At 51.3% G+C, this 23,067-nt stretch carries 22 protein-coding genes; 1 reads left to right on the forward strand and 21 read right to left on the reverse strand.

What is annotated here, in order from left to right:
* Positions 1 to 47: 47 nt before the first annotated feature.
* The 18 genes from ACFSDB_RS17475 to metG all read right to left on the reverse strand — a co-directional run bounded on the left by ACFSDB_RS17475 (position 48) and on the right by metG (position 20,452).
* Positions 48 to 338 (reverse strand): RNA-binding S4 domain-containing protein, encoded by a 291-nt coding sequence (locus tag ACFSDB_RS17475; RefSeq protein WP_204893750.1) that lies wholly within the window; start codon positions 336 to 338, stop codon positions 48 to 50.
* Positions 339 to 340: 2 nt separating this feature from the next.
* Positions 341 to 1,804, reverse strand: a complete 1,464-nt coding sequence (yabN, locus tag ACFSDB_RS17480) for a bifunctional methyltransferase/pyrophosphohydrolase YabN (RefSeq protein WP_204893751.1) — start codon at positions 1,802 to 1,804, stop codon at positions 341 to 343.
* Positions 1,805 to 1,809: 5 nt separating this feature from the next.
* Positions 1,810 to 3,384, reverse strand: a complete 1,575-nt coding sequence (locus tag ACFSDB_RS17485; RefSeq protein WP_377340794.1) for a putative polysaccharide biosynthesis protein — start codon at positions 3,382 to 3,384, stop codon at positions 1,810 to 1,812.
* 43 nt (positions 3,385 to 3,427) lie between these two features.
* Entirely contained in the window at positions 3,428 to 6,961 is a 3,534-nt protein-coding gene (gene mfd, locus ACFSDB_RS17490) for a transcription-repair coupling factor (protein ID WP_204893752.1), read from the reverse strand.
* 87 nt (positions 6,962 to 7,048) lie between these two features.
* Entirely contained in the window at positions 7,049 to 7,612 is a 564-nt protein-coding gene (gene pth, locus ACFSDB_RS17495) for an aminoacyl-tRNA hydrolase (protein WP_204893753.1), read from the reverse strand.
* A 113-nt stretch (positions 7,613 to 7,725) separates the two neighbouring features.
* Positions 7,726 to 8,364: a 50S ribosomal protein L25/general stress protein Ctc gene (locus ACFSDB_RS17500; protein WP_204893754.1), complete on the reverse strand. Its 639-nt coding sequence runs from the start codon at positions 8,362 to 8,364 to the stop codon at positions 7,726 to 7,728.
* A 130-nt stretch (positions 8,365 to 8,494) separates the two neighbouring features.
* The gene (locus tag ACFSDB_RS17505) at positions 8,495 to 9,463 is read right to left on the reverse strand and encodes a ribose-phosphate diphosphokinase (protein WP_204893755.1); all 969 of its coding nucleotides are present in this window, start codon (positions 9,461 to 9,463) and stop codon (positions 8,495 to 8,497) included.
* A 15-nt stretch (positions 9,464 to 9,478) separates the two neighbouring features.
* Complete coding sequence (glmU, locus tag ACFSDB_RS17510) at positions 9,479 to 10,852, reverse strand: bifunctional UDP-N-acetylglucosamine diphosphorylase/glucosamine-1-phosphate N-acetyltransferase GlmU (RefSeq protein ID WP_204893756.1); 1,374 nt, start codon at positions 10,850 to 10,852, stop codon at positions 9,479 to 9,481.
* A 190-nt stretch (positions 10,853 to 11,042) separates the two neighbouring features.
* Positions 11,043 to 11,327, reverse strand: a complete 285-nt coding sequence (gene spoVG, locus ACFSDB_RS17515) for a septation regulator SpoVG (RefSeq protein ID WP_204893757.1) — start codon at positions 11,325 to 11,327, stop codon at positions 11,043 to 11,045.
* 258 nt (positions 11,328 to 11,585) lie between these two features.
* A complete protein-coding gene (locus ACFSDB_RS17520) occupies positions 11,586 to 11,963 on the reverse strand; it encodes a RidA family protein (protein ID WP_204893758.1) in 378 nt (125 codons plus the stop codon).
* A gap of 1 nt (position 11,964) precedes the next feature.
* Positions 11,965 to 12,792 carry a pur operon repressor gene (purR, locus tag ACFSDB_RS17525; protein WP_204893759.1) on the reverse strand — a complete coding sequence of 276 codons (828 nt, stop codon included), beginning with the start codon at positions 12,790 to 12,792 and terminating at the stop codon, positions 11,965 to 11,967.
* A gap of 56 nt (positions 12,793 to 12,848) precedes the next feature.
* The gene (gene ispE, locus ACFSDB_RS17530) at positions 12,849 to 13,712 is read right to left on the reverse strand and encodes a 4-(cytidine 5'-diphospho)-2-C-methyl-D-erythritol kinase (protein WP_204893760.1); all 864 of its coding nucleotides are present in this window, start codon (positions 13,710 to 13,712) and stop codon (positions 12,849 to 12,851) included.
* A gap of 466 nt (positions 13,713 to 14,178) precedes the next feature.
* The gene (gene veg, locus ACFSDB_RS17535) at positions 14,179 to 14,442 is read right to left on the reverse strand and encodes a biofilm formation stimulator Veg (RefSeq protein WP_071152415.1); all 264 of its coding nucleotides are present in this window, start codon (positions 14,440 to 14,442) and stop codon (positions 14,179 to 14,181) included.
* A gap of 159 nt (positions 14,443 to 14,601) precedes the next feature.
* Entirely contained in the window at positions 14,602 to 15,483 is an 882-nt protein-coding gene (gene rsmA, locus ACFSDB_RS17540) for a 16S rRNA (adenine(1518)-N(6)/adenine(1519)-N(6))-dimethyltransferase RsmA (protein WP_204893761.1), read from the reverse strand.
* Positions 15,480 to 16,040 (reverse strand): ribonuclease M5, encoded by a 561-nt coding sequence (gene rnmV, locus ACFSDB_RS17545; RefSeq protein WP_204893762.1) that lies wholly within the window; start codon positions 16,038 to 16,040, stop codon positions 15,480 to 15,482. Before rnmV ends, rsmA begins: the two co-directional genes overlap by 4 nt.
* Positions 16,041 to 16,145: 105 nt before the next feature.
* Positions 16,146 to 17,468 (reverse strand): ubiquitin-like domain-containing protein, encoded by a 1,323-nt coding sequence (locus tag ACFSDB_RS17550; protein ID WP_377340811.1) that lies wholly within the window; start codon positions 17,466 to 17,468, stop codon positions 16,146 to 16,148.
* Between the two features lie 42 nt (positions 17,469 to 17,510).
* A complete protein-coding gene (locus tag ACFSDB_RS17555; protein ID WP_204893763.1) occupies positions 17,511 to 18,293 on the reverse strand; it encodes a TatD family hydrolase in 783 nt (260 codons plus the stop codon).
* 191 nt (positions 18,294 to 18,484) lie between these two features.
* Positions 18,485 to 20,452, reverse strand: coding sequence for a methionine--tRNA ligase (metG, locus tag ACFSDB_RS17560; protein WP_204893764.1), 1,968 nt, complete (start codon positions 20,450 to 20,452; stop codon positions 18,485 to 18,487).
* 334 nt (positions 20,453 to 20,786) lie between these two features.
* On the opposite strand from metG, the gene ACFSDB_RS17565 reads away from it, so the two are divergent.
* Positions 20,787 to 21,065 carry an AbrB/MazE/SpoVT family DNA-binding domain-containing protein gene (locus tag ACFSDB_RS17565; RefSeq protein ID WP_377340805.1) on the forward strand — a complete coding sequence of 93 codons (279 nt, stop codon included), beginning with the start codon at positions 20,787 to 20,789 and terminating at the stop codon, positions 21,063 to 21,065.
* Positions 21,066 to 21,160: 95 nt separating this feature from the next.
* Here ACFSDB_RS17565 and rsmI read toward each other — a convergent pair whose 3' ends face one another.
* Genes rsmI through ACFSDB_RS17580 form a run of 3 tightly spaced genes read right to left on the reverse strand, consistent with a single transcriptional unit; the run spans position 21,161 to position 23,020 of the window.
* Complete coding sequence (rsmI, locus tag ACFSDB_RS17570; protein ID WP_204893766.1) at positions 21,161 to 22,030, reverse strand: 16S rRNA (cytidine(1402)-2'-O)-methyltransferase; 870 nt, start codon at positions 22,028 to 22,030, stop codon at positions 21,161 to 21,163.
* On the reverse strand, positions 22,027 to 22,296 hold the full coding sequence (locus ACFSDB_RS17575) for a GIY-YIG nuclease family protein (RefSeq protein ID WP_204893767.1): 270 nt from the start codon (positions 22,294 to 22,296) through the stop codon (positions 22,027 to 22,029). The genes rsmI and ACFSDB_RS17575 overlap by 4 nt, the downstream gene beginning before the upstream one ends.
* Complete coding sequence (locus ACFSDB_RS17580; RefSeq protein WP_204893768.1) at positions 22,283 to 23,020, reverse strand: tRNA1(Val) (adenine(37)-N6)-methyltransferase; 738 nt, start codon at positions 23,018 to 23,020, stop codon at positions 22,283 to 22,285. The genes ACFSDB_RS17575 and ACFSDB_RS17580 overlap by 14 nt, the downstream gene beginning before the upstream one ends.
* Positions 23,021 to 23,067: the final 47 nt, after the last annotated feature.

Below are 23,067 nucleotides of genomic sequence, written 5' to 3' on the forward strand. Positions count from 1 at the left end.
GCACCCTGAGCCCTCGGCTCCAGTGCAGCTTTTTCATTTTTAAACCCTCACGCTTCGTCATCGATGAATTGCGGTTCGACTTTATCGAGCTTTTCTTCTTTCAGAATCGTGTACATATTTGCTGTTTCGTCTTTCTTAGCGTTTTCTTTCAACTGATCGACACGCACGGTCACGACTTTCTGGCCGAAGCGAATCTGCAGTTCGTCGTTTTCTTTGATAGTTGAACTTGCTTTCGCTTTTGATCCATTAACGGTAATACGGCCTTGGTCGGCCACTTCTTTCGCCAACGTGCGGCGTTTGATCAAACGTGAGACTTTCAAAAATTTATCGAGTCGCATAGTCAATCCCCTTTTCTTGCCATCTTTTTGGCTTCATTCCAAAACTGATCGAGCTGCTCAAGGCTGTAATCGCTGAAATTGCCTGTGCCTTCCTTTACCCGCTGCTCGACATGCGCGAAGCGCTCGCGGAATTTCCGGTTGGCTCCTGCCATGGCCTGTTCCGGCGACAATTCATAGAACCGGGCAATGTTCACGAGCGTGAACAGGAGATCCCCCAATTCATCGAGCTGGCGCTCACTTGACCCTTTCGCCGCCTCTTCCTGGAACTCCTTTAATTCTTCCTGGAGCTTTTCCCATGCACCGTCTGCATCCGCCCAGGTAAAGCCGACTTTCGCCGCTTTCTTCTGGTAATTATACGACGTGGTCAAGGAAGAGCTATAGCGTTCCTGGCCGTCCAGAATGGATTCCGTTGCCGGCTTTTCCTCCGCCTTGATGCTTTGCCAGTTCGCCACCACTTCGTCTGAACCGCCAACTTCCACGTCTCCGAAAACATGCGGATGGCGGCGGATCATTTTGCTGCTGACAGCGGCCAGGACGTCCTCAAGCTGGAAATAGCCGTTGTCCTGGCCGATCTGTGCGTGCAGGAACACTTGCAATAAAACATCGCCCAATTCTTCGGCAATCGCTTCATCGTCCTGGTCTTCAATCGCCTGCAGCAGTTCGTGCGCTTCTTCCAGCAAGAACGGGCGCAAGGATTCATGTGTCTGCTCACGGTCCCACGGGCAGCCTTCCGGGCTTCGCAGCTGGGCCACGATGCTGCGGAATGTCTGCCATTCCTTCACGCGGTCCAGCCGTTCCGTTGCCGGCGGCACATAGATTGTCGTCAGGTTATTGACCTCCGCTGCCCGGTCCAGTTCATACAGCGGGACAGTGCGGAGCACTTCATCTCTTGATCCCGCTGCTGTCACGATCGTCACCGGATATTCTTCCGGGTACTTCTCCATCAATGTGAGCTTCACTTCGGATGCACTGAAGGAGTCGTAGACCTGGGCAATCAAAACGTGCTGCACCATATTCACTTGGTCGCTGTGCATAGAAGTGCCATCCAGCAGCTGGAACCCTTCAATCGGATCGATGCGGAGTGCGCCGAAGATCGCATCCAGAAAACTCTGTCCGCCTTCGATCGACAATTGGCATTCGCCGTTCTTTTCCGCTTCGATCAAATTCTGCACGGTTTGTTCGGCAACCAATGGATGCCCCGGCACTGCGTAGATGACGTCCTGCCGCTCCGCCAATCCGATGAGCGTTGCCGCAATCTCGGCATAGACAGGTTCGAAGTGGTCGTGCTTTTCATACACCACATCGAACGACGTATACGCGAGCCCTTCTTCCGCCAATTCCGCCAAGACGGGATGGTCGGCCGTCCGGACATAGAGATCCGTTGCCTGTTTCAATTTTTTATAAACGCCGAACGGCAGCTGGTCCAAATCCCCTGCGCCGAGGCCGATTACATGTATGGTGTTCATCTGCATCACCTTTTCTGTTTTCTGATCAGTAATTGAAGCCCCGCCAGTTTTCGTCCGAACGGGATGATGTACCATTGCTTTTCGGTGATGATGCGGCTTTTCGCAATCACCGCCAAAAACACAGCGGCTCCAAGCGGCACGGCGGTCAACGCAGTCAACATCGCCCCGATGCGGCTTTCAAAGCCGTCGAACAGCACGATGTCCGAAAGCAGCTCCCAGCTCCAAACAACGGAACCCATAAGGGCTGTTGCCGCGAGAATCCAGCCGTAATAGCGGATGGGCGCAAAACGCACCGGCCACACGCGCTTGAAATACGCAAACAGGCCGAAGACGATCACCGCTAGGCCGATATTGCCGGCTGCCGCGGCGCCTGTGATTCCCCAAAGCGGAACCAGGAACGCATTGCCGATGATTTTCACCCCAAGCCCGAGCGCAAGCAGGATGGCGGTCACCTTTACTTTGCCAAGGCCGTGGAGCATCGCTGCCAGGACGAGGACAAGCGACATCCAGACGACCTGCCAGCTGAAAATGATCAACGCCAAGGAACCTTCCCGTGTCTGGAACAGCATTTCGTTGACGTACGGCATGACGAACGTCAAGCCGGCTGCAGACGCAAAAGCGAATAAAAACGAAATGCGGAAAGCAAGCTGGGCGTAGACTTCCGCCGAACGGCCGCTGTCTTTTTTCGCCATATGGGCGACCAGCGGCACGATCGTCAGCGCAAGCGACGTTGCAATCAATAGGCCGAACTGGACGAGCGGCTGGCCGCGGTCATAGACGCCTTTTTGCTCCATCGCCTCCATGCGCCCCAACCCGCTGTCTGCAAGCAGCTGGAACACGGTGAACGAATCGGCCAGCTGGAAAAACAGCAGGATCAAGGAGCTCATGCTGACGCTCAAGGAAACTGCGACCAGCGTCTTGATGGCTGGCCATTTTCGGAACCCCGGCGAGGGGCTGAACTTGAAGAGCCGCTTCCGGTAAAACGCCACCAGGAGGGCAACACCCGCCATTTCACCGATAAACGCGCCAAACATGGCGGTCTGCCCGGCTGCATAAAGCGACAAGCCGCTGGAGATGACAAACCAGGTGCCCAAGAGGATGACGGATACACGCACCGCTTGTTCGGCGACTTGGGCATAGGCGACCGGCGCCATATCGTTATAGGACTGGAACAAGCCTTTCAATACCGCAAGGACCGGCATGAGCAGCACGGTGAATGCACCGACTTTCAGAAGCGGCGCAAGCTTTGCATCGCCCATCCAATCCGCCAACAGCCCCGAGCCGGCATACAGCAGCAAGAAGAATAAGGTCGACACCGCCGCGATAAAACCGAACGCGATGCGCAGGATGGATCCATGGTCCCGCTCCTCGGAATCCGCCATGACCTTTGACACCGCGACCGCAAACCCGTACGACGTCCAGGTGCTGAAGATCCCGATGAACGGATAGACCTGCTGATAGATATAGAAGCCTTGGTCGCCGACCATGTTCTGGAACGGCACGCGGTAGACGGCGCTCAGCAATTTCACAATGAGCCCCGCCATGGTCAGGAGCACCGCGCCTTTCATAAATGTTTTCATTGTTCCTTCATTGTTCAACGGGTCCACCCATTCCTCGTCCAAATTAACCGACCGGTTTTTCTTCGCGCAGCGATTCCGGCAAGAGTTTCATCATGCCTTCGAGCACATCAAACGGATGGTGTTTGCCGGTTTTATTCGCATCGATGCTCATGACCAGCTGCTGCCCGGCCATGCTGAAGCCGACAGCGCGGCCGAATGCCGCCGATTCTTCCACGAGCTTTCCGCCATTGACGGATGACGTGCCGGTCTCGGAGAGTTTGACGGTCGTGATCTTGCCGGTTTGTTTGATCGATTCCACCCCGGCTGTGCGCCCCCATACTTTCATGCGGGCAATGCGCAGCAGGCGGTCCGTCTCGATCGGCATATCGCCGAAACGGTCGATGAGCTCGTCTTGCAGCTCGGTGACTTCCTCCGCTTCGTCAATGCCTTTGACCCGCTTGTACATCTGAATTTTCTGGTAGCCGTCGTGGATATAGCTGTCCGGTATATAGGCGTCGACGTCGAGTGAAATCTCGATTTCCGGGATCTCTTCTTTCTTGATGCCGGTGCGCCGCTCTTCGATTGCCTGTTCGAGCATCTGCGAATACAGGTCGAAGCCGACCGAATCGATAAAGCCGTGCTGCTGGGAACCGAGCAGGTTCCCGGCGCCCCGGATCGACAAATCGCGCATGGCGATCTTGAAGCCGGAGCCGAGTTCGGTGAATTCCTTGATCGCCATCAGGCGTTTTTCCGCAACATCTGTCAGCACCTTGTCGCGCTGGTACATGAAGTACGCGTAGGCTACCCGGTTCGACCGGCCGACGCGGCCGCGCAATTGATACAGCTGCGACAAGCCCATGCGGTCTGCGTTGTAGACGATGAGCGTATTGACGTTCGGGATGTCGATGCCGGTCTCGATGATCGTCGTGGTGACGAGCACGTCATACTCCCCGTCGAGGAAACTCAGGATGACCGACTCGAGTTCGCTTTCCGACATCTGGCCGTGCGCATAGCCGACGCGCGCTTCCGGCACGAGCGCCTGGATCTCTTCCACTTTGCGAGTCATGTCGTCCACCCGGTTGTAAAGGTAGAATACCTGGCCGCCCCGGGCCATTTCGCGTTCGATCGCTTCGCGGACCAGCGCCCCGTTATGCTCCATGACATAGCTCTGCACCGGGAAGCGGTTGGCCGGCGGCGTTTCGATGACCGACAGATCGCGCACGCCGATCATTGACATGTGAAGCGTCCGTGGAATCGGCGTCGCCGTTAGCGTCAGGACGTCGACATTGGTCTTCATCTGCTTGATCTTCTCTTTATGCGTAACGCCGAATCGCTGTTCTTCGTCGATGATGAGCAAGCCCAAATCTTTATAGGCGATGTCTTTCGACAGGATCCGGTGCGTCCCGACAACAATATCGACCGAGCCGTTTTTCAGGCCTTTCGCGGTTTCGGTCTGCTGCTTTTTCGAACGGAAGCGGCTCATGAGGCCGACGGTGATCGGGTAATCTTTGAACCGCTCCACCATCGTCTCGAAATGCTGTTGCGCCAAGATTGTCGTCGGCACCAAAAACGCCACTTGCTTGCCGTCGAGCACCGCTTTGAACGCGGCGCGGATGGCCACTTCGGTTTTGCCGTAGCCGACGTCGCCGCAAATCAGGCGGTCCATCGGCCGTTCTTTCTCCATGTCGCGCTTCACTTCATTGATCGAGCGCAGCTGGTCGACCGTCTCCTCATACTGGAATTCCGCTTCAAACTGGCGCTGCATGTCCTGCTCTTCCGAAAACGCGTAACCTTTCAGCGCTTCACGCTCCGCATACAATTTGATCAGGTCGTCCGCAATGTCCTGAACCGCCGCTGATACTTTCTTGCGCGTCTTCTTCCATTCCGCGCCGCCCATCTTATGGAGCTTCGGCTCTTTTTCCTCCGAAGCGATGTATTTCTGGATCAGGTCGATCTGGTCGACCGGAACGAATAATTTATCATCCGCCTTGTAGACGATGTGAAGGTAATCTTTATGGACGCCGCCGATTTCGAGCGTCTCGATGCCGACATAGCGGCCGATGCCGTGATGGACATGGACGACGTAATCGCCGGGCTTGATTTCCGAATAGCTCTTGATGCGTTCCGCGTTCGTCAGTTTCTGCGGGCGCGTCTTTTTCTTGGCCTGCTTTTTGAACATCTCGGCATCCGTGATGATCGCGACCCGCTGCAGCGGCATTTCAAAACCGCCGGACAGGTCCCCGTCCACCAAATACATTTTGCCGCCTTGCGTTTCGGTCTCAGGGGTATGGAGTTCCGCATCCATGCCGTAATCCTCAAGCACCGACTGGACTTTCCGGAGACGCTCCTCGCCCTCTGCAATGATGTAGACCTTGAATTTCGCAAGCTGCCAGCGCTCCGCTTCCGCCTTCAGCAGATTCATCTGGCCATGGAACGATTGCATCGGCTTGCAGGAATACGCAATCGACTTCTTGACCTGGACCATCGGGAAAGTCCGGACGAATAAAGACAGAAAAGCCACTTTCTGTTTGGTTTTCTGAAGCACTTCCCGGAACGTGTAGGAGAGGCGGAGATCCTGCAGGAATTTGCCTTCTTCCAGCAGTGAAACGATCCAGTCCCCTTCTTCGCGCTCCAGCGTCTCCGTCATTTCCTGGATGCGGCCGAGTTCATCGAAAAAGATGAACCCGTCCTTCGGGAAATAATCGGCCAGGAAATCCGACTGGCTCTCGGCAAGCGCAGCGTATTTCGCCGCCTGGTCCGGCATATTGCCTTCCCGCAGCATTGTGATGTCATGCTGGATGTGCTGCAGCAGCGCTTCTTTCGTATCGTCCGCTTTTACTTTCTTCAACGATTTCGCAAGCTGCTCTTCGATCTTGTCGGCCAGTTCAAGGCGCTGTCCCCTTGACAGCACCAATTCGGTCGCCGGCAGGATGCATAACGAAGTGATTTTCTCGAGCGAGCGCTGGTCATCCGCTGAAAACAGGCGGATGGAATCCACTTCCGTATCGAACAGCTCGATGCGGACCGGATGCTCGAAGTTCAATGGGTAAATATCGAGAATCCCGCCGCGCAGCGCGAATTCCCCCGGCGTCGTGACCATCGGCGTGCGCGAATAGCCCATTGCCACTAATTTCGACAGCCACTCTTCCGTGTCCAGTTCAGCCCCCGCCTCTGTGCGGAGCGTTGAATACGCCCACTGGGCATGGGAAGGCATCAGTTTGCGCATACCGGCGACCGGCGTGATGTAGATGCCTTTGCCGGTGCCTGCCATATGGTCGAGCGTATCGATGCGGTGGGCCCGAAGCTCAGGACCCGAAAAAGAGACATCCGCCGCGATCAACTCATCCGCTGGATATAGATGGACCAAGTCCTCGCCCATCAGCTTCACCAGATCATCATAGACCCGCTGCGCATGCAGCAAGTTCGGCGTAACAATCAGGAGCGGCGCCTCAGTCTTCGCCCAGACCGTCTGGTAGAAAATCGGCCGGGCGCTCCCGGAAAGGCCGGAGATCAGCTGGTGGTCCTGGCCCTTTTGCAAATCTGAAATAAAACCTTGTGTATGCGAATCCTCTGAAAATACCTGCAAAATGGGTTCCATGAAGATTCCTCCTTTCGATGTACGAATATGCCGTTTCCGTAAAACGGAAAAAAGCTCTGGACGCCTTTTGCGCCAAAGCGGATTCTTTTATGCTCCGTTAAACTGGTTCATGACTTCCAAGTACGGTTTAGACAGCCACAGCTCGCATGCTTCCGCACTTTTCTCGACAGCCTGCGCCATGTCCGGAATCTCGCCTTCCGAAAAGCGCGACAGCACATAATCCGGAACCTTCATGCCGCTTGGCGGCCGGCTGATGCCGATGCGCATGCGGTTGAATTCCTGCGTCCCGAGGTGCTGGATCAACGACTTGATGCCGTTATGGCCGCCCGCACTGCCTTTTTGGCGCAGCCGCAGCTGGCCCGTCGGAAGATCCAGGTCATCGTAGATGACAACGATATCTTCCACAGCGATGTCGTAATAATCCATCAACGCCCCGACGCTCTCGCCGGACAAGTTCATGAAAGTCAGCGGCTTCAATAGCATCACTTTGCCTTCCGGCCGGTGGATGACCGAATACATCCCTTTGAACTTCGACTGCGTCAACGGGGCATTCCATTTCATCGCCAGGTAATCGATCACCTTGAAGCCGATGTTGTGCCGCGTCTGTTCATATGCTTTGCCGGGATTCCCCAAGCCAATAATTAATTTCATCATCCATCTTCCTTTGCAAGTTCACTGTCTTCCATTTTATCATAAAGGGCCCGCAAAACAGAAAAATAGGGGCTGTCAGATGACAGCCCCTTTAATTCATGGTGCAGTGGTTCTTATGCTTCTTCTGATTCCTCAGACTCTTCTTTGCTGCCGATCACTTCTGGTTCCGCTTCTTCATCCGTTTCTTCAGGTTCTGCTTCTACGGTTGGAGCTGTCACGGATACCAATAGGAAGTCGTCTTCATCCAAAATTTCATAAGACACGGTTCCGCGGATATCGCCGACAGAAATATGATCGCCGATCGCCAATTCAGAAACATCGATGTCCAATGAATCCGGAATATCCGAAGGCTTCACTTTAATCGTCACTTCACGGTTCGGCTGGTTAACCACGCCGCCCTCTTTTTCGCCTGCAGCTTCGCCCGTCGTATGGACAGCCACGGACACTTCAAGTTCTTCAGCCATATTGACTGCTAAAAAGTCCACATGCTTAAAGCTTCCTTTTAAAGCATCACGCTGGAAGTCGCTCAACACGACGTTCAATGTTTTGCCTTCCACTTCCAAGTTGATGACGCCATTGCGCCCTGATTCGCGCAATGTCTTGATCAAATCGGTTTCAGAAACAGACACAGAGATGGTTTCTGTCTGGTAGCCGTAAACGACTCCCGGTACATCGCCTTTCCCGCGTAAGTTTGTCAATGTCGAGTGTGGTGTTCCAGCTTCTCTTTTTTGTGCAGAAATTTTTGTACTCATATATCCTCATCCTCCAGTTTCAATTTTGCATTTTGCTTCAGGTTCTTCCTACTAAAATATATATGCATAGTTATGGAATACCCTGCTTCCGCAAAATCAAACCTGGAAAACTAATGGGCGCTGCTCTTTATCAATCAAACAAGGTGCTGACGGATTTTTGTTCATGGACGCGGATGATCGTTTCAGCCAATAACTTCGCAACAGAAAGCTGCTTGATTTTCGGCGAACGCTTTTCTTCCGGCAATGCAATCGAATTCGTCACGATCAATTCCTTGATGACCGAATCGTTGATGCGCTGAACCGCCGGGCCGGATAGGACCGGATGCGTACAGCATGCATAGACTTCTTTGGCGCCGCTTTCAATCAATGCGCTTGCCGCAATGGAAATCGTACCGGCCGTATCGATGATGTCATCGATGATGATGGCCGTTTTGCCTTCGACGTTCCCGACAATGTTCATGACTTCTGCAACGTTCGGACGTGGACGGCGCTTGTCGATGATGGCAATCGGCGCTTTCAGGCGGTCCGCCATTTTCCGGGCGCGCGTCACGCCGCCGTGGTCAGGAGATACTACAATCACGTTTTCTAAATCGATGCCGCTTTCTTTCAGGAAATAATCCGAGATAAGGGGCACAGCCAATAAATGATCGATCAGGATGTCAAAGAATCCTTGGATTTGCGGCGCATGGAGATCCAATGCGATGACACGCGTCGCTCCAGCTGTTTCCAGCAAATTCGCTACCAGTTTTGCAGTGATCGGCTCGCGCGAACGCGCTTTACGATCTTGGCGGGCATAGCCGTAATAAGGCATGACCACGTTTACCGTACGCGCTGATGCACGCTTGACCGCATCGATCATAATCAAAAGCTCCATCAAGTTTTCATTGACTGGCTGGGATGTCGATTGAACGATAAAGACGTCATAGCCGCGGATGCTTTCTTCGATATTGATCTGGATTTCGCCGTCGCTGAAATGGGTTACAGAACTTTTGCCGAGCGGCAGGCCGACTTCCTTGGCAATTTCCTCTGCTAATCCCTGGTTGGAATTCAATGCAAAAATCTTCATTTTCGTGGTTGCTGGATCAATTCGATAACTCATTTCGTGTGTAGCCTCCTATTTTTTAAGGTTTAGTTTGTTCACATAGCCTTCTTTATTTTCCTGGCGGGCACGGGCGATGGCCAGTGAATCTTCCGGCACATCTTTTGAAATGGTCGATCCCGCAGCCACATAAGAGCCTTTTCCAACGGTGACCGGGGCAATCAGGTTTGAATTGCACCCGATAAACGAGTCATCTTCAATGGTCGTCAAATGCTTATTTTTTCCGTCATAATTGACCGTAATCGTGCCGCAGCCAATATTGACGTTCGTTCCGACATGGGCGTCGCCGATATAGCTCAAGTGGGAGACTTTGCTGGCATTGCCGATTTCCGCTTTCTTCACTTCCACAAAATTACCGATCTTCACTTCATGGCCGAGATGCGATTCCGGGCGCAGGTGTGCAAACGGCCCGACTGCGGCATCGTTTCCGACAATGCTGTCGTAGATGTGCGAAGTTCGGATGTTTGTCCGGTCGCCGATGGTGCTGTTGGAAATTGTCGAGCCGGAAGAAATAAAGCAGTCTTCCCCGATCTTCGTATTTCCTTCGATGATAACGTTCGGCTGAAGCACTGTATCGCGTCCGATTTCCGCTTGGGCACTGATATAGGCCGTGGCAGGATCGATGATCGATACACCATTGCGCATATGCTTTTCTGCAATGCGGCGGCGCATCGTCCGTTCCGCTTCGCTCAAAGCGACACGGTCATTGACGCCAAGGGTTTCATCGAAGCTGTCTGTTGCGAAAGCCGCAACCACTTCGCCTTGTTTCTGGAGGATCTCGATGACGTCCGGCAAATAATATTCGCCTTGGGCATTATTATTGGAGACATTTTTCAGCGCTTCAAAAAGCGCTACATTGTCAAAGCAATACGTTCCGGTGTTGATTTCCTTCACTTGCTGCTCGTCAGCTGATGCATCCTTCTGCTCGACGATCTTCGCGACGCTTCCTTCGCTGTCACGGATAATGCGGCCATAGCCTGCCGGATCAACGGCAATTGCTGTAAGGATGGTCGCTTTCGCTGCGGATTCGTTATGGTGTGCAAGAAGCGCTTCCATCGTTTCCGGGCGGATTAGCGGCGTATCGCCACAAACAACAAGCGTCGTGCCAGGCAATCCTTCAATCAGCGATGCGGCCTGCTGGACAGCGTGAGCCGTTCCCAGCTGTTCCTCCTGCAATGCGTACTCGCTTTTCGAACCAAGCTGTTCCTGTACTTTTTCCGCTCCGTGGCCGACGATCGTAACGATCTTTTCAACGCCGACCTGCTGCACATTATTGGCGACGTGTTCCACCATCGGCATGCCGCATACTGGATGCAGCACTTTGTAAAGCTTGGACTTCATGCGCGTCCCTTGCCCGGCTGCTAAAATCACTGCGTATGTACTTGTCATTTAGAGGTTCCTCCGTTCCCAAAATTTACTATTTATCATATTTTTTTAGTAGGTCTTTTCACATTTCCTTATTGACTATAGCTGAAAAACCTTGATAATTCAAGGTTTCAAGGCATGACAATACGATGACAAAAAAAGGGGCAAGAAAAAAGAGCCTTATCTGATGAAGAAGGCTCATGAGGTGGCGCGTTTATGCTCCGGCTTCTTCCAAAACCGGTTCATCCTCGCTCTGTGCGTATGCTGTTAAAATCGCTTCTTGCAGTTTATTGCGTGTGCCCGAGTTGATCGGGTGTGCAATATCCCGGAACTCGCCGTCCGGCGTCCGTTTGCTGGGCATTGCTACAAAAAGCCCGTCGTTGCCGTCAATCACCCGGATATCATGCACCACAAATTCGTTGTCCAGCGTGATGGAAGCGATCGCCCGCATCCGCCCTTCGGTTTGAACGCGCCGCAGCCTTACATCGGTTACTTCCATTCTCTCACCACCTCTCATCTAAGATGTAATAATTGATGCTATTTATGTAATTCGCTTCCAATCCCCAGACTCCTTCAAAGAATTTAGTTATTTATTAGAAAATTAAATCAACGCTTCCTTAATCTATCTTTAGTTGCAGAAGTTCTGGGTTTCTTTCAGTTTTTCAAGGAAAAAGAGCCTGTTCGGGATAGCTTAAACGCGAAAAGAACGCCATGGCTCTTTGGCCATGGCGTTCTTTCCAATTATTCAATGACAGCCTTATTGCGAGATCAAGGCGATAACTTCGATTTCAACTTTTGCATCTTTCGGCAAGCGTGCCACTTCAACAGTTGAACGCGCCGGCTTGTGGTCGCCGAAATATGAAGCATATACTTCATTCAAAGCGGCGAAGTCGTTCATATCTTTGATGAACACGGTCGTCTTGACCACTTGGCCAAGCGAAGAACCCGCCTCTGCGAGGACCGCTTTCAGATTGGCGAAAACTTGATGCGCCTGCTCTTCGATCGTCCCTTCGACAAGTTCACCGGCAGGAGTCAAAGGAATCTGGCCGGAACTATAAAACATATTGCCTGCAATGACACCTTGTGAGTAAGGCCCGATTGCCGCTGCTGCTTGGTCTGTTGCTACGAATTTCATATCAAAAACCTCCATTAGTAAAGTAGTTTCCTTCTTCTAACGCAATGGTCCGTTCTTTTTCGCTGACTTCATGCAATTTGACAAGAGATAAATATTTTTCGACAAGCCGCTCGTCGGCATGTTCCGCTTCCACAAGCACCGCAACGCCGGCGAGGGTGCAGTCGAATTCCTCGAGCAGGTTTTTCATGCCGTTCATGGTCCCGCCGACTTTCATGAAGTCGTCGGTGATCAGCACGCGCTGCCCGCTCTTCATGCTCCGTTTCGACAGCACCATTGTCTGGATGCGGCGCGAGGAGCCCGATACATAATTGATGCTGACTGTAGATCCTTCCGTCACTTTGCTGTCCCGCCGCACAATGACGACCGGGACATTCAGGTGGCGGGCGATGGCATGGGCGATCGGGATCCCTTTGGTGGCGACCGTCATGATGACATCGATTTTCTCATCTGCAAATGCCGTGGCGAATACCTTGCCGACCCGGTTCATCATGCCTGGATTGCCGAGGACATCCGTCATGTACAGATAGCCGCCCGGCAGCAGCCGGTCGGAATGGCTCAGTTCTTCAATCAATTCGCCCATGATTTCCCTGATTTCATCCTCGTGCAGCTTCGGAACATATTTGACTCCTCCAGCGGCTCCCGGCACAGTCATCAATAACCCGATTCCCCGGTCTTCAAACGTCTCTTTGACAATCCCCAAATCTTCGCTGATGGAAGACTTTGCGGAATCATAGATATCGGCAAAATATGTAAGCGGGATCAGCTTATGTGGATGTTCCAATAAATAATGCGTCATATCAACTAACCGTTCACTGCGCTTCCACTTCATTGTACACTCTCCTAAACACGAATAATTTATAGAAAACTTACCATAAATGTACGCTTTTAGGCAAGTATCTCCCGTTCCCCGATCAGGCGGACCACATAGACTTCTCCGCAAAATCCGCGTAAGCCATTGTAGATCCGGGGAATCCGTGCTTCTTGCTGCACCAGCCCAAAGACGGTCGGGCCGCTGCCGCTCATCAGCACGGCATCCGCTCCGAACTTCTTCATCTGGTCCTTGATCTGTGCCACTTCGGGATGCATCCCCAACGTCACGCTTTCAAGGGCGTTCCCCAGATTATCGCACATCGCCTGATAGTCTCCATCTTCGAGCGCTTTGATCATCCCCGCCGTGTTCGGATGATGCGCTTTAGCAGCATCAAAAGCTCCGTACACATCCGCGGTCGAGACGCCGATGGTCGGCTTCGCCAAAATGACCCAGCAGTTTGGCGGTGCCGGAAGCTCCTGGATGATTTCACCGCGCCCTTTTGCAAGCGCCGTCCCCCCGTATACACAGAATGATACATCAGAGCCGATTTTCGCGCCGAGCTCGGCCAGTTCATCCAAAGACAGATTCAACTGCCACAGCTGGTTTAAGCCTTTCAAAGTCGCTGCTGCATCGCTGCTCCCTCCGGCAAGCCCTGCGGCCACAGGAATCTGCTTCTCCAATGAAATGATGACTCCGGATTTGATGCCGAAAGTATCTTTCAAGAGCTTGGCCGCCTGATAAGCTAGGTTGCGGGAATCATTCGGCACGAAACGGTCGGCCGATTCAATATGTATGCCGCTTTCTGTGGCCTTCAGGCCGATGCGGTCAGCCAAGTCCACAGTTGTCATGATCATTTCGATTTCATGATAGTTGTCCGGCCTCTTATATAAAACATCCAAAGTTAAATTGATTTTGGCAGGTGCTTTTACGTAGAGCATCCCACTGCCTCCTTTTATAGTCTAATGAAAACTATTTTAACACACGACAGCCGCCGCGGGACGAATGGCGCAATATAAAGAAGAAAAGCGCAGGCAGCCATCTAGCCCCGACAAGCGCTGGAGGATCTGCAGTGAACGGCGCTTTTTGCCGTTCGCAGCAGGTCCGAAGCGACCTCGAGGGGCTGGCTGCCGGAGTCTGGACAATAGAAAAGCGCAGGCGCCTTGATAGGCCCGACAAGCGCTGGAGGGCTTGGCGTGAATGGCGCTCTTTGCCATTCGGGTCAAGACCGAAGCGACTCGAGGGCCTAGGCGCCGGAGCTGGACATCAAGAAAAGCGGAAACGGCCGTACCGGTTCGACAGCCAAGCATTCAAGCTAACACAGCTGCCGTTCTGCAGAAACCAAAAAACTCACCGTCTGTGGGTACAGGCGGTGAGTTTTTCAACTAAGAATATCAATATAGTTCATTATTTAACAACAAGTGCGTCTTCTGTTCCTTCATACACAGTAATTTCTACTGCTTCTGTTAAGATGTCTGCGTAGCTGTAAGACACGCGTTCAAATGCATGCTCATCTTGGTCAAGCTCGATCACGAACACGGAGTGGTACGTTTCGCGCAGGATTCCGGCACGTTCGACCGTTTTCTTGCGTCCTCCATTTGCCTTCAAAAGCAATCGCTTTCCTAAATGCAGGTCTAACGATTTTTTAATATCCGCCAAAGTTTTGGGCATTTGTCTACACCTCACTATAGACAAAGTTTAACAGAATTTGACCATTTCGTCAAGCAAATTTCTAATTTTATCAGCGTTCTTAGGCTAATGTCAATATTTTTTTATTCGAAATAACAGCGAAACAAAGCAAGATGTGCCACTTTTGTTACAAAAATTGCTTTATTCCTTAAAATAAGGATGCAATTTATCGGACAACAGCCCGAACTCCTGGATGGACAGGGTTTCGCCGCGTCTTGCCGGGTCGATGCCCGCTTCTTTCAGCGCTTTTAAGATCAGTTCTTTCTTTTCTTTGCCGTTCGGCATGGCGCTTTGCAGATTGTTCAAAATGGTTTTCCGCCGCTGGACGAACGACCCGCGCGTGACGGTGAAGAAGAAATCTTCATCGATGACTTTGACGATCGGCTCGGTGCGCTTGATCATGCGGATGACGGCAGAATCGACGTTCGGCTGCGGCATAAAGACGGTCTTCGGCACGGTCAGCGCCATCTCGGCTTCTGTATAGTACTGAATCGCGATGGACAATGAACCGTATGCTTTTGTGCCGGGTTTTGCGGTAATGCGCTCTGCCACTTCCTTCTGCAGCATGACCACCAATCCACGGATCGGCAGCTTTTCAAGGAGCAGCTTCATGATGATCGGCGTGGTCACATAATAAGGCAGGTTCGCCACGACCATAATGTCGTCATAGCCGGCAAGTTCGCTTTCAATGGCTGCCCGTACGTCAGCCTTTAAGATGTCCGAATGGATGATTGAAACATTATCGTATGGGGATAGGGTATCGGCCAGGACGGGCAAAAGCCGCTGGTCGATTTCAAAGGCCAGCACTTTTCCCGCATCCCGCGCCAAATGTTCCGTCAAAGCGCCGATTCCTGGGCCGATTTCAATGGCTGCCGACTGCTTTGTCAGGTTCGCTTTGCCGACAATTTTCCTTAATATATTCGGGTCGATCAAAAAGTTCTGCCCGAGGCTTTTTTTCACCGTCAACCCGTGTTTCGCCATGATCTGCTGTGTGCGGATCGGTGTGGCTATATCTTTGTTCATTGCTGTTCCTCCTGATTTAAAGCCATTACTGCTTCTATGAATTGCTGTTTCGAGATGCCGAACATATGGAGTCTCTTCTGCAGCTGTTTGCCGTTGGTGTAGCCGATTTGGAGCATTTCGCCCAAACGGGATCGCCGCTGTTTCGCCTGAGGATGCGCTACAAGCGCCGCATCGATCAAGTCTTCCATCGTAATGTCCACTTCGCGCTCCCTTTGGAGTGGCGTATAGACGGACGCCAGCGCTTCCCGGATGTCCTCATCTGCTGCATGTTCGATGCCCAGCCCTTTGCCGTTTTTGGCGATCGTTTTTTCTTTCGCCAAAAAGGCATGCTTGACGGCCGGCACATGTTCTTCAATAATAGCACGGATCCGCTGGCCGGGATAATCGGGATCGGTAAAAACAATGACGCCCCGCTTCTGCTGGGCATGGGCGATTTGTTCGAGCGTCGACTTGGATATCGCCGATCCGTTCGTTTCAATCGTGTCCGCTTCGACGGCGCGTTTGACTGCCACCGTGTCGTCTTTTCCTTCAACTACTATAATTTCGCTTATTTTCATCTGTCTTCCTCATTTCACGCACTTCTTGTTTCATTCTACACGCCGGGCGGCAAATATGTAAAAGGCTTTCCCGGGAATCCCCAAGAAAGCCTTTCGCGCCTCTTATCAATTAAGAATCTTGACTTTTACTTGTTTGCGTCCGAATGCGAGAGCATCCGATTTATTCGGCATGAACAAATCGATTTTGTTGCCTTTGATCGCTCCGCCAGTGTCTCCGGCTACTGCATAGCCGTAACCTTCCACCCATACTTTCGAGCCGAGCGGAATGACGCTTGGATCCACGGCGATGACTTTAAGGCCCGGATTCGCTTTCAAGTTGATGCCGGTTGCCGTAATGCCTGAACACCCTGCACAGAATGCTGTGTATGCCGTAGCGGACACGTAAAGTTCTCTGCCTGCCGGCTCCCCTGCTGGTGCTGCCGCCGCTTTCGGAGCCGGTGCTGCTTGTTTAGGTGCTGCTGCCTGCTGCGGCGCTGGCGCCGCTTTGCTGGTTGATGCCGTCGCCGCTTTCGGAGCCGGTTGTTTCGCTCCGCGCGATACGCTTGCTACGACTACTTTTGTGCCGACAGCTTTCACTTGTTTCTTTGCTTCTTTCACTGTTTTTTCGCTTTTCAATTCACGTTTTACTTCTTTGCCGTTTTCTTTCACCACTTCGAAAGTTTTGGCAACAACGCCGTTTTCACCTTTTTGGACAAGTTTTTCTTTCCCTTTAAGAATCGAAGAATCCTTCTTCGTTACTTCAGCGAATTTTACAGAATCCTCAACTACATCGGTGACCTTTTCTACACGAACCACTTTTACTTCGGAATTTGGAACGACCATTTCATCCATTCCATTTTCAACCCGGTCAAGTTCGCCTAAAGAAATCTTGTTCTGCTTTAAAAAGTCAGCGACCGTAGTCGAAGTGGACCATACCTTTTTCTTTTTCAAACCATCCAAGATTGTTACCTCGTATGCTTTTTCTACAGAAATGGCTGTATCCGCATCTACTTTTTCGTCTAATCCAGGTGATACTTTATCATGTTCCGTTGTTTTGATATCCGCTTTGGCCAGGATATCCTTCACTTGGTCGTCTGTCGTCCAAGCAGCAGTCTTTTTGCCGTCAATATTGATCGTATATTCTTTGGCCTTTTCCCATTCGAGCGCGACATCTTCCTCAATCGCAGCATCTGCAGGTTGGCTCAGGAAATCATGCTCGGAAACTTCAATTTCCTGCTCTTCCAAAAAGTCTCCGACCGTTTCAGCATGCGTCTTCACTTCGGTCTTTTCTCCATTGGCTGTCATTGTGACGGTATTTTTCGTACCTTCATAAATTGCAAACGTCAAAACCGCTGCGAACATCAATACAGTTGCGATTGTAACGATAATAGACTTTCTATTATTTGTTAATTTTGTCAAAAATAACTCCTCCTCATTCACTTGAGTGATTATAAAGTCTCGAATTCAAGGTGTCAAACCAAACGATTGCGGTTATTCTGCTGCGTTGTCTGTTAACTTGAAAAACTGTTCTGCATTTCGTGTAGTGGCTTCTGCCACTTCTTCCACTGAAATGTTTTTCAGCCGAGCAATTTCTTCCGCGACAAGGGGAACATAAGATGGCTCATTTCGCTTGCCCCGATAAGGGTGGGGAGCAAGATAAGGTGCGTCCGTTTCAATCAAAAGATGTTCAAGGCCGATGGCTTCCGCCACTTCTTTCGGCTTTTTGGCATTCTTGAATGTGACCGGTCCGCCAAGTGAAATCATGAAGTTCATGGCGATGCTTTCACGCGCTGTTTCTACACTGCCGCCGAAGCAATGCATTACGCCGCCGACTTCCTTTGCATCTTCTTCTTTCAAAATGCGGAGGACGTCTTCTGTTGCGTCTCGATTATGTATGATAATCGGCAATTTCACTTTTTTCGCCAAGCGGATCTGCTTGCGGAACACTTCCTGCTGAACTTCTTTCGGCGATTTGTCCCAGTGGTAATCCAATCCGGTTTCCCCGATGGCGACCACTTTCTTATGGGCTGCCAGCTCTTCAATCCATTTCAGGTCTTCCTCTGTGCAGTCGATGGCATCCACCGGGTGCCATCCGACCACTGCGTATATAAACTCGTATTTCTCGGCAAGCTCCATGGCCCGTTGGATCGTTTTGCGATCAAACCCAATGACAATCATTTTTGTAACATTGTTTTCTAAAGCTCTGTCGATAACCTCGTTTAAGTCTTCATCGTACTGGTCTGCATTTAAATGTACATGGGTATCTATGAACATTACGCATTCTCCTCACATTAATCCTTATTTTAATGTTTTATTCCGTGTCTTTCTTCACACCTACATTACAGTTACATAACAAAACATGTTTTTTGTATATCATTTTTCCTGCACGCGGTCATATTTAGTCCAAAAAAATCCAATTAAAAAACCGCCCTTCCTTTAAAAAGGAGGACGGCTTAAGCCTTGCTTTATTTTATTTTTGCGCCGTTCGGCAATTTTTCATCCACAGCGGCAAGCGTCAGATACCCGTCTTGTTCACCCGCAAGAATCATCCCTTGCGATAATTCCCCGCGCAGCTTGACCGGTTTCAAGTTGGCGACAACCACCACTTTCTTTCCGATCAGCTCATCCGGCTTGTAATGCTCGGCGATTCCGGAGACGACCTGCCGCTCCTCATAGCCCATATCCAGCTGGAGCTTCAGCAGCTTCGAGGTTTTCGGCACCGCTTCACACGCGGTTACGGTTGCCACGCGAAGGTCGACGTTCATAAATTCTTCGATGGAGATTTCCGGCACGTCTGGTTTCGCAGGCGCCGCCTTCTCCGCTTTCTCGGTTTCCGCAGGTTCTGGTGTCCCGCGCATCTGATCGCGGATATATGCCACTTCCGGCTCTACTTCCAAGCGCGGGAAAATCGGCGTCCCTTTCGCTGCTACCTTAGTGCCAGCAGGAATCTGGCCAAAGCGCCCGAGCGTCTCCCATGCAAGCGCATCCTGCGTCAGGCCAAGCTGCTCAACAATCTGCTTCGGCGCATTCGGCAAGAATGGCTGGAGCATAACCGCTGTCATGCGCAAGCTTTCTGCCAGATGCCCCATCACGGAAGCCAAGTGGCCTTTCAGTTCCTCATCTTTTGCAAGCACCCACGGCTGCGTTTCATCGATGTATTTATTGGTCCGTGAAATCAGCGTCCATAATTCACTCAAGACGATGCTGAACTGCATTTTTTCCATATGCTCTTCGTACACTTCGACTGTTTGCTTCGCCACTTTCTGGAGTGTCTCATCAAATTCAGTCACATATCCGTCGATTTGCGGGATTTCTCCGCCGAAGTATTTATTGATCATCGAAACCGTCCGGTTCAATAAATTCCCGAGGTCATTGGCCAAATCATAGTTCGTGCGCTCGATAAAGGATTCCGGCGAGAATACGCCATCTGAACCGAATGGCAGCTCGCGCAATAGGAAATAACGCGTCGCATCCAAGCCGTAACGTTCCACCAGCATTTCCGGATAGACGACATTGCCTTTCGATTTCGACATCTTGCCGTCTTTCATCATGATAAAGCCGTGGGCGAAGATTTTCTTCGGCAGCGGCAAATCAAGCGCCATCAGGAAAATCGGCCAGTAGATGGTGTGGAAACGGACGATGTCCTTGCCGACGACATGGACATCCGCCGGCCAGTACCGGTTGAACAGCTCTTCGTTTTCCGATCCATATCCGAGGGCCGTAATGTAATTCGACAATGCATCGACCCACACATAGATGACGTGTTTCGGATCTCCAGGGACCGGAATTCCCCAATCGAATGATGTACGGGATACCGAAAGATCTTCCAGCCCCGGCTTGATGAAGTTGTTGATCATCTCGTTTTTGCGCGATTCCGGTTCGATGAACTCGGCATGGTTCTCGTAATAATCGAGCAGGCGGCCGGCATATTTCTTCATATTGAAGAAATACGACTCTTCTTTCACTTTATGCACAGGGCGGCCGCAGTCCGGGCAATTGCCGTCCACGAGCTGGCCTTCCGTATAGAACGATTCACAAGGGGTGCAATACCAGCCCTCGTACTCCCCTTTATAGATATCGCCATTGTCCAGAAACGTCTGGAAAATCTTTTCGACGCTCTTTTTATGGCGCTCTTCTGTTGTACGGATAAAATCGTCATACGTAATGTCCATGACCGACCAGACGCTTTTCGCAGCTTCTGCCATTTCATCAACATATGTTTGCGGATCCTTTCCGGCTTCCTGCGCTTTTTCCTCGATTTTCTGGCCATGTTCATCCATGCCCGTCAAGAACCGGACATCAAAGCCTTTCAGCCGCTTGTAACGTGCCATCGCATCAGAAGCCACAGTCGTATAAGCCGTTCCGATATGGAATTTTCCGCTTGGATAATAAATCGGAGTCGTTAAATAGAAAGTATTGGTTTTAGCAGTCACGAAAAATTCCTCCAGTTTTTTGGTATAGTTCTTATTTTAACGAAGTCCCCCTTTTTGTACAATCTTTCAATTCACAAGATGGTTTTCGACAAAATCTCATTATTCGGAATAGTTATTTTCTGTATATTCCCTCCCTATTTTTAGTGTCATTGGGAATTAGAAGGAGAAAATCAATATTAATAGCAGATTGATGTCACAAATTCGCAAAAAATATTATGAATGGGATAGTTTTTTATTGACCTAATTGCCAGTACTTGGTATGATTTATGACAGGAAGTGGTAATTGTCGAATTTTGACGAAAACATCCGACAAATTTGAGGGGAGAGAATGAATATGAAATCAACAGGTATTGTCCGTAAAGTCGACGAATTGGGCCGTGTGGTAATTCCAATCGAATTACGCCGTACATTGGGAATTGCAGAAAAAGATGCATTGGAAATTTACGTAGACGACGATAAAATTATCTTGAAAAAATACTTGCCGAACATGACATGTGCAGTAACCGGAGAAGTTTCGGATGAAAACATGCAGCTTGTCGGCGGTAAATTGATTCTAAGCCCAGAAGGCGCAGAGATGCTCGTAAAAGAAATTCAAAGCAACCTAAAAAAATAAATTCTGATATAGTTTAACCCCGGAGCGCCATGGCGTTCCGGGGTTTTTTCTGCACAAGCGCAGGCTTCCGGCTTTAACGGGCGCTGGCGCTTTTTTTATACATGGTATTCCTGATAGACGTCGCGCTTCGGCAAGCCGCGCTCTTTCGCTACTTCTTTGATCGCTTCTTTGGAGGACAGGTTCTTTTTTTCCATCACGGCCTCTATGTGCTCAGCAATCGACAGGTGCTCCCACCAGGTTTCGGCTTCTACCGGATCTGGGGACGCATTCCCTTCCACCACAATGCAAAATTCGCCGCGGATCGTATTGGCGTCTGCCCATGCGGCCGCTTCCTCCACCGTTCCGCGCAGGAATTCTTCGAATTTTTTCGTAATTTCCCGTGCGAGGACGATCTGCCGCTCCGCCCCGAACGCTTTTTGCATGCTTTTCAAGCTGTCCTTCAGGCGGTGTGGCGCCTCGTAGAAAATCAGTGTCTCCTGCTTCTGGCTGAGCACATCAAGTTCGCTTTGCCGTTCTTTCTTGCCGCGCGGCAGAAAGCCGAAAAACAGGAACGGCTGCGGGGTGATCCCCGAAGCGATCAATGCGCTCAGCGCCGCGTTCGCCCCTGGAATCGGCACGACCGGAAAGCCTTCCGCCAACACCTTTTTGACGATGTCTTCGCCGGGATCGGAAATGCAGGGCATGCCGGCATCGCTGACCAGCGCTACGGATTTTCCGTCCTGCAGGTACGACAGAATCTTGTAGCCGCCGCTTTCCTGGTTGTGTTCATGGTAGCTGACCAGTTTCGTCTGGATGTCGAAATAATTGCAGAGGTTTTTCGTATTGCGGGTGTCTTCCGCTGCAATGACATCCACTTCGTTCAAGATCCGGATGGCCCGGACGGTCATGTCTTCGAGATTGCCGATCGGCGTCGCCACCAGATACAGCGTCGCTCCTTGTTCCTGAAAGCTTTTTTGCGATTTCATTCGCCATCTTCCTTTCCTTCAGCAATATAGCGGATTTTCTGGGGTTTGGACAATTGTTTGAAAGCATATTCCGCCTTCATTGCTGCGGGTTTCGTAGGGAAGGTTTCCTGATAGATCAATTCGACAGGTCCCCTGGCGCGGGTATACTTTGCACCTTTCCCGGCGTTATGGGCATCGAGGCGCTTGCCGAGATCGTTGGTATACCCGGCGTAATAAGAGCCGTCTGCGCATTCGAGCACATAGAAGAAATGCTTAGCTGTTTCCATAAAGCAGCGCTCTCACTTCTTCTGTGTATTCCCCGTCATCGCCGTAGACAATCAGCGGCGGCAGGATTTTCAGATCCGGTTTGCCGTCTTTGATGCCTTCGATCAGCAGCGTATTCGCCTCTTTGCCGGCCTTCGGATAGACAAGGCGGACCCGTTTCGGCTCGAGGCGGTTGGCGCGCATCGCGGTGATGATGTCGATCAGCCGGCCTGCCCGGTGGACAAATGCCGCCTTGCCGCCCTGCTTCAATAGCTTGCTCGCCGCTTCCACCGATTCATCGAGCGTCAAATGGAGTTCATGCCGGGCAATCGCCATATGCTCGCTGATGTTTTTATCGCTCATTTCGTGGGCAGGAAAATAAGGCGGATTGCATGTCACGACATCGTATTTTTCAAAACCGAGCTGCGCCGGGATTTCTTTGACGTCGCCTTGAATGACAGAAATGCGGTCGCTGAGGTTGTTGTATGCAATGCTCCGCGTGGCCATCTGTGCGAGGCGCTCCTGCAGCTCCACCCCGATGATGGGAACTTCGGTGCGGGCACTGAGGAACAGCGGAATGGCGCCGTTGCCTGTACACAGATCGACAATCTTCCCGCGTTTCAGCGGTACATAGGCAAACCGGGCGAGCAGCACGGCATCCAGTGAAAACGAAAATACCGACGGGCTCTGGATGATCCGCAAATCTTCCGCCAGCAAATAATCCAAACGTTCATCGTCCAATAACATGGTTTCAACTCCTCTTACATAACAAAAGGCCGCCGCCACACGGAGTG

The organism is Planococcus chinensis (assembly GCF_042681545.1).
GTDB lineage: Bacteria > Bacillota > Bacilli > Bacillales_A > Planococcaceae > Planococcus > Planococcus chinensis.

Excerpts from the sequence above, each read along its gene's own strand:
- spoVG (WP_204893757.1), bottom strand. The coding sequence starts at position 11,327 with ATGGAAGTAACCGATGTAAGGCTGCGGCGCGTTCAAACCGAAGGGCGG.
- rsmI (WP_204893766.1), bottom strand. The coding sequence starts at position 22,030 with ATGAAATCGCAAAAAAGCTTTCAGGAACAAGGAGCGACGCTGTATCTG.
- ACFSDB_RS17565 (WP_377340805.1), top strand. The coding sequence starts at position 20,787 with ATGAAATCAACAGGTATTGTCCGTAAAGTCGACGAATTGGGCCGTGTG.
- yabN (WP_204893751.1), bottom strand. The coding sequence starts at position 1,804 with ATGAACACCATACATGTAATCGGCCTCGGCGCAGGGGATTTGGACCAG.
- purR (WP_204893759.1), bottom strand. The coding sequence starts at position 12,792 with ATGAAGTGGAAGCGCAGTGAACGGTTAGTTGATATGACGCATTATTTA.
- ACFSDB_RS17505 (WP_204893755.1), bottom strand. The coding sequence starts at position 9,463 with ATGAGTTATCGAATTGATCCAGCAACCACGAAAATGAAGATTTTTGCA.
- ACFSDB_RS17555 (WP_204893763.1), bottom strand. The coding sequence starts at position 18,293 with ATGTTCATAGATACCCATGTACATTTAAATGCAGACCAGTACGATGAA.
- ACFSDB_RS17520 (WP_204893758.1), bottom strand. The coding sequence starts at position 11,963 with ATGAAATTCGTAGCAACAGACCAAGCAGCAGCGGCAATCGGGCCTTAC.
- ACFSDB_RS17500 (WP_204893754.1), bottom strand. The coding sequence starts at position 8,364 with ATGAGTACAAAAATTTCTGCACAAAAAAGAGAAGCTGGAACACCACAC.
- ACFSDB_RS17485 (WP_377340794.1), bottom strand. The coding sequence starts at position 3,384 with ATGAAAACATTTATGAAAGGCGCGGTGCTCCTGACCATGGCGGGGCTC.
- ACFSDB_RS17575 (WP_204893767.1), bottom strand. The coding sequence starts at position 22,296 with ATGGAAACAGCTAAGCATTTCTTCTATGTGCTCGAATGCGCAGACGGC.
- ispE (WP_204893760.1), bottom strand. The coding sequence starts at position 13,712 with ATGCTCTACGTAAAAGCACCTGCCAAAATCAATTTAACTTTGGATGTT.
- mfd (WP_204893752.1), bottom strand. The coding sequence starts at position 6,961 with ATGGAACCCATTTTGCAGGTATTTTCAGAGGATTCGCATACACAAGGT.
- rsmA (WP_204893761.1), bottom strand. The coding sequence starts at position 15,483 with ATGAACAAAGATATAGCCACACCGATCCGCACACAGCAGATCATGGCG.
- ACFSDB_RS17475 (WP_204893750.1), bottom strand. The coding sequence starts at position 338 with ATGCGACTCGATAAATTTTTGAAAGTCTCACGTTTGATCAAACGCCGC.
- glmU (WP_204893756.1), bottom strand. The coding sequence starts at position 10,852 with ATGACAAGTACATACGCAGTGATTTTAGCAGCCGGGCAAGGGACGCGC.
- rnmV (WP_204893762.1), bottom strand. The coding sequence starts at position 16,040 with ATGAAAATAAGCGAAATTATAGTAGTTGAAGGAAAAGACGACACGGTG.
- ACFSDB_RS17580 (WP_204893768.1), bottom strand. The coding sequence starts at position 23,020 with ATGTTATTGGACGATGAACGTTTGGATTATTTGCTGGCGGAAGATTTG.
- pth (WP_204893753.1), bottom strand. The coding sequence starts at position 7,612 with ATGAAATTAATTATTGGCTTGGGGAATCCCGGCAAAGCATATGAACAG.
- veg (WP_071152415.1), bottom strand. The coding sequence starts at position 14,442 with ATGCCCAAAACTTTGGCGGATATTAAAAAATCGTTAGACCTGCATTTA.